Source organism: Pasteurella testudinis DSM 23072, assembly GCF_900176075.1.
In the GTDB taxonomy this organism is placed as follows: domain Bacteria; phylum Pseudomonadota; class Gammaproteobacteria; order Enterobacterales; family Pasteurellaceae; genus Chelonobacter; species Chelonobacter testudinis.
Genome location: NZ_FWWV01000042.1, coordinates 1 through 5,751 on the forward strand (window position 1 = coordinate 1; position 5,751 = coordinate 5,751).

6 protein-coding genes are annotated in these 5,751 nt (G+C 47.2%); all 6 read right to left on the bottom strand.

Annotation, left to right across the window (positions count from 1 at the left end; all coding sequences use genetic code 11):
* Window positions 1-548 (bottom strand): major capsid protein (locus B8880_RS11135; protein ID WP_221389322.1); only part of this gene is annotated, 548 nt, incomplete at its 3' end.
* A 12-nt stretch (window positions 549-560) separates the two neighbouring features.
* The gene (locus B8880_RS11140) at window positions 561-1,013 is read right to left on the bottom strand and encodes a hypothetical protein (RefSeq protein ID WP_084257674.1); all 453 of its coding nucleotides are present in this window, start codon (window positions 1,011-1,013) and stop codon (window positions 561-563) included.
* On the bottom strand, window positions 1,013-2,365 hold the full coding sequence (locus tag B8880_RS11145; RefSeq protein WP_084257675.1) for a DUF2213 domain-containing protein: 1,353 nt from the start codon (window positions 2,363-2,365) through the stop codon (window positions 1,013-1,015). Before B8880_RS11145 ends, B8880_RS11140 begins: the two co-directional genes overlap by 1 nt.
* Complete coding sequence (locus B8880_RS11150) at window positions 2,355-3,347, bottom strand: phage minor head protein (protein WP_084257676.1); 993 nt, start codon at window positions 3,345-3,347, stop codon at window positions 2,355-2,357. The genes B8880_RS11145 and B8880_RS11150 overlap by 11 nt, the downstream gene beginning before the upstream one ends.
* Window positions 3,304-4,743, bottom strand: a complete 1,440-nt coding sequence (locus B8880_RS11155) for a DUF1073 domain-containing protein (RefSeq protein ID WP_084257677.1) — start codon at window positions 4,741-4,743, stop codon at window positions 3,304-3,306. Before B8880_RS11155 ends, B8880_RS11150 begins: the two co-directional genes overlap by 44 nt.
* A 9-nt stretch (window positions 4,744-4,752) precedes the next feature.
* Window positions 4,753-5,751: phage terminase large subunit family protein (locus tag B8880_RS11160; protein ID WP_084257678.1), on the bottom strand; the 999-nt coding region annotated here is incomplete at its 5' end.

Here is a 5,751-nt window from a genome sequence, read left to right on the forward strand (position 1 = left end):
CGCTGCGGCGCAGTACGCAAGCCGTACAGTTTGGAATCACCGACAACAATCGAGCTATCACCGTTCAGTGCCAAATCTTCGACTTTTTCAACCACACGACGCAAGCTGTTATTGCGTGCGGCCGCGTCAGGTGAAAATCCTTCGGTTTGCGCAGTGTGCATATCGCGCCAGCCGTAGGAGAAAGTCGAATCAATGATCGGCAATGGCGTACCGTGGTAGTCGTAAACGACATTATCGGTTTTCGCCGAACTGCGTCCGTCCAGTGAGATGTTGACCGATCCACTATCGCTTACGGTCATGAAGTGGTGAACCAACTTACCGATCGGCATTGGTTTTGAGATTGAGGCTAAATCATTAAAGATAACCAAATCTTCACGCTGTAATGCCACGGCTTCGCGATCCCATGTTGCCCAAATATCCTTAGGTAATGTGAGCGCGTTACCCTCCAACAGCCCTGCGGTATTTGCCGCCATAATCGCATGCTTGCGATCGTAATTTTTACGCTCATTGATGATGAACGCTTCTTGTTCTTTCGTAAATTTCAACATTGTTCAGCTTCCTTATGCTTTTTTGCTGTAAAAATTCGCCACAACGACATCGCCGAACGCCTTATGCTTACTAGAGGCTTCGGTAACAGTGCGCCCTTTTGCTTCGTCAAAGAAGAACATCACAACATCACCCTCGGCAGTTGCCGGAGCTAACTTGCCGTCGGTGTCAATAGTCAGTTCTTGGCCGTGCGTGTAAGCGCCATCTTTCAATTGCAAGAAATACTCATGTTCTGGCTCAAGGCGGAAAGCAATTGCCGTTTCACCGGCCTTATACGCGTCATGGATTGTTTGCCCCAAATAACGGCTATTTTGCAAGACAAAGCGGCGACCTTTTGCGTCAGTTGCTTTCTCAAATTTGCCGTCAACAATTTTTACAACCGTACCGGGCTTCAACGCCTCTTTAATCGGTAAGTTGATTGTCTTCGGCTCACGCTCTACCGGTCCGCGATAAATAACATTTGACATTATTGATTCTCCTCTGTGTTCAGTGTGTAACCGTTCCATTCGCCGTCGTCCGTATTACCTTTGAATGCAGGATTTAGCTGTGCGGTACTTTGTGTTTTGGCATAAAGCTCAGTTAGCGCCTCGCCGTTCAGTGCATTGACCGCACTTTCAGACATGCCGAATTTTGCTTTTACCGCTTCACGCATTTGTGCTTGTTCCGCATTTGCGTTGGCTTGCAGCTGTTCGGCAATTGGCTTTAATGCTTCGTTGACGGCTTTCTTGATCTTCTCATCAAGTTTTTTGTCGTCTTGTTCATCTTCGGGCTTTTTGTCTTCTTTCTTCGGCTTCGCCTGTAACTCGTTGTAAGCCGTTAAAAGTTGATCATCATCTAAACCCTCGACCGTAACACCGGCGGCATTTAATGCTGATAAGATTTTGTTTTTCATTACGTTGTTTTCTCCATTGGTTTTGATTTCGTCATAATCGACTTTCTTAACGACTTCAACGCGCACACCAGCAAAAACTGCTTGCCCGTTATCATCGATTAGGTACTTCTGCTTGTATCGCTTGCCTGACTCCTCGTAGATAAATTCGTCAGGGTAAACAGATTCGATCCACTTGTACGGCTCACCACCGCCCAACGCGGTATAAAGCCGATCGTGTATTTCGCTAAATGACAGCTTTGAGTTCGCAGAAAAGAAAAACCGCACTTTGTCTAATAGCGTCTCTTTCGTGCAGTCTGCCGCCTCTGCCAAATTAACGGTTTCAACCGCCAATTCTTCGCCTTGCTTATTGACAAAAATCCCCACCCCGTCATCAGGAGTTGCGGCACCTTGTTCATCAAGCAAAATAGCAACGTGATCGAACTGCATGTTCGTAGCGATCCAATCGTATTTTTTGCCTTTTGAATGTCCGGTTTTATATTCGCGCTGCAAGTTAAGCCCCGTTGAAATATGGATAGGCTCTGCGCTTTGATTCGTAACAAGTCCGTCTAGCCGCTCAATCAAGCGCTGACCGCTTTCGCTGCTGTTTGCAATACGCTTGTTCACTTTCATGTCGATCAGCACCTTATCGCCCTCTTTTCGGGCATTAACGCACCATGCGCCGACATAAAATTTATTGACCGCCACTGCTTCATTGGCTGAAATATATTTGCCGTCAATCTTCGGATGTCCGAACGGCATTAACTTGCCGTCCAGTGTGTTGTAGCCCTTATCGATCTCATCTGCCGGATATAACCCTTTGTTCATCACAATGTCGTCAACGACGGGCACAATATCGCGCACGACAATGTGTTCATCGCCGTCTATCGTTTCGGTTGTGATGTTTTTGGAGTTGATAACCGACAGCACGTTCACGCTATTACGCTTCATGCTGTGATTTCCTCTTAGTGATGTTAAGCCATTTTTTACGCTCTTTGGCGTAGGTGTCTAAAGTAGATTGCGGTGTATCGCCATGAATAACGACTTGTGATTTACAGTAACAGTTAAAACGGTTGCCGCCTTGCCGATACCATGCCTCTTGTTCATCGACCGTGAAAATCCGTCCATGTCGGCTTGCGTGGTGTCGCCTTGTAGTATTTTTCAGTGCTGAGATATGCAAGATTCGGGCATCAAGTCCGAGTTCATCTTTAATCTCACGCGCTTCCGCCCATTCCGCCCGGCGATAAACTGACAGCTGCTCAGTTTGCGCCATGCTTTTCGCTCTTGCCATGGATACATCTAACCGCTTGCTGATTATCTCTGCCGTCTCTCGTATATTTGTGCCGCGCGCCACCGCCTCGCTGATGGTGTGAACTAAATCCGCTTTGGTTTGCGCTGTCAGCCCTCGCCACGATTCATAAAAAAGCTGCTGTGCAATTGCTAGCCGCCCCATATAAGCCTCGCTAAAGATAACCGTATGCAAAGGACGGTTTAAAGCGTAAAGCTCTGACTGCTGCGCCAATGACGACTGCACTGATACCGTTGCTTGCTTTTGCGCCTCATCAAGATAAACATCAGCCCAGAATGCACTCGATGAATCCTCGTCAAGTAGCCAATCTTCGAGTATGGTTTGCACTTCGTCGGTAAAGTGCGCAAACTCTTCCGGTGTCATATCGTAATCAGCGGCACCGGCATTCACAAAGTAAATCATCGGTTCGGGCGTAAATTCACGGCAGACTATCGCCGATCGCTGACTTTCTGCGTTTACCGTTTTTTCGCGCAATTTAGAGCTGATCAACTTTTTAAGTGCGGCATAAATCCCTTGATACCGCCGCTCAATATCATCAAACAGCTTTTTGACCTGCCGCCCCATACCTACCGGATCGGCTTTATTGCGCGGTAATATCGGATTTCGATTTGCTTTCTTCTTCATCGTCTTCCGCCTCTTTTTCGCCGATTTCAGGCGGTACTAAATCCTGTTCTGATAGCGGTTCAAGCTCCATTGCTGCCCTGATTTCGTTTGGCTCAACCGCCGCAACACCATAGGCGCGCAAAGTTGATTCTGCTACCGTTGCCAACTCCTTAGCATTCGCAATCTTTTCTTTTTCGCTCGGCGCTAACAAATCCGACCACATCACTGTAATTTCGCTTGATTGCGGCTTATCGACAATACCGAATTGCACCAGTCGATTTAAAAGCTCAACGATAACATCGGATAAAAAGCCATTGCGCCGAGCATTACAACGGTTAGCCCAGTCTGCCTTGTCCTCGTCACTGGCTAATCGCCCTGTTTGCTGCCCGAATAAAATCGTAAATGGAATTTGTACCGATGCCGCAAACTCATTTGCTGCCACCGTCCAACTGGGAACAGGATCGGCAGGCGCTACTGACAATACGCTCGCCTGTCCCTCTTGCATGACTAACGCTGAATCGGTACCGGAATTGAGCTTTTTAAGCTGTGCATTAAGCGCCTCAGCCAAACCGCTATAACCCTTTTCTTTGGCTGCGTCAATGATATGCTGGATATTGGTTTCCTTGGAAAAATTGATTCCAAGCTGACGACTGGCATTTTTCAAGAAACCCTCGGCGCTGCCGCCAGACACTTTTTCGAGGTCAAGCAACTTGTTATAGCCCGAATTGAGTAATGACACGCCACTATTCGGATCACTGTCTTCCGTCCCCTCGCTAAAAATAATGATTCTGCTTTTATGGATTTTAACGCTACGCTGCTTATTGTCGTTGCCGACTTCCGATTCATTAAACTGATAAAATATCGGCTCGCCATAATCCTCCGCCGTTTCGTCCGTTTGCCACTCAATCGGGATTAATTGCTTTTGCCATGCCGGAATCAGCTTAACTAATCCGTTTTCCTTTAGGGTTTTTAGCGACAGGTCATCGACAGGCTCTTGCCATTGCTTGCCGTCTCTCAACTGTAAAATGAGTGCGCTATAGTTTCCTATCAGATTACGCCGATCCGCGTCCTTGATTTTGCCGATATGCTTTTTAAGCAGCTTAGTTACTGACTGCTCCCATTGCGATGTCGTTTTTGCCTCCTCGTCCTTTTCGCCGTCAATAATTACGGGTAGGTCCGACCAGCATTTATCAAGCACCCTATGCACGGCGGCATAAGCGGGCGCAATGCGATTATAGGCTTTGTAGTAATGATCGAACGCCAAGTCTTTAGGATAGCCAAACTCGTCATACAGTTTGACCCGTTTTGTATTGCCGTCAATTACCCCCAAGCCGGATAAATATTTAGCCCGATTATCACCCATTGCGCTATTTACCATAATTTCAGCAAGTTGATTTATTTCGATTGTCTGTTCCATTTTTCTGCCTTATGAAAAGAAAATACCCTCTGCTACTGGCTGATATAGCTCGGTTAATGCGTAAACGGCTGCGTCCAGCCTGTCGGGCGATTTTTTAGAAATTGCCGGGACATATTCCATCATCTGATTTTCCAGCGAGTAAAGATTTCCGTTGTGCGCCACTTTGCCAAGCTCATATAACGCCGAAATTGGCTCTGCTCGTGCATACTTGCTCTTATTAGCGTGTATGCGGATAATGCGCCCCTTAAAGCCCGCATTGCGTAGCGTATCGACTGCCATATCGCCACCCTGATTCGTCTCAATCACAATTGCGTCAGCATCATGATCGTGATAAGCCTTGATTGCTTTATCTGCCCAACCTTTCGGGCTGTAGCGTCCGGAATAGTCGCCGTCTACTGAATACATGCGTTGATCACCGTAACCATAACAACTCGCTACAGCTACGCCTGATTCGTCACTTTCTTCAGAATTTGTCGCTTGCGGATCAACAGCCACCACCGTGCGGACTTTATCAATAATGATTTTTAGCGACTTAGCAAAATTAATCATCACCTCACTCCATAGCGCACCCTCCGCATTAAACCGCTTAGGTGCTTGCATATACTGCGCTTCCGCTGTTCTGCGGTGTGAAAACAATGCTATGCGGTGTGATTCATTATGCTTCGCTTCCCACAGCCAGCCGTCCGGTAAGTTATGATTGATCGGTATGCCGTGTGTATTTTCTTCGGGGTAAGGCAATGACTTGTCGATAAGCACCGGTAAATTTAAGTGGTGCCATTGCTCACCGCTGCCTCCTCGCAACAAATATCCGCTCAGATCGTGATAATGTATGCGCTGCATGATGACGATAATCGGCACAGTCTCAATCGCAAGCCGTGACTTGATTGTTTCGTTGAATCGGTTGTTTACGCCGTCACGCACCACGTCAGAATAAGCGTCATCGGGCTTAACTGGGTCATCTATAAGTAATGCGCCAGTAAAGCCAGATTCCATATGCCCAGCACGAAA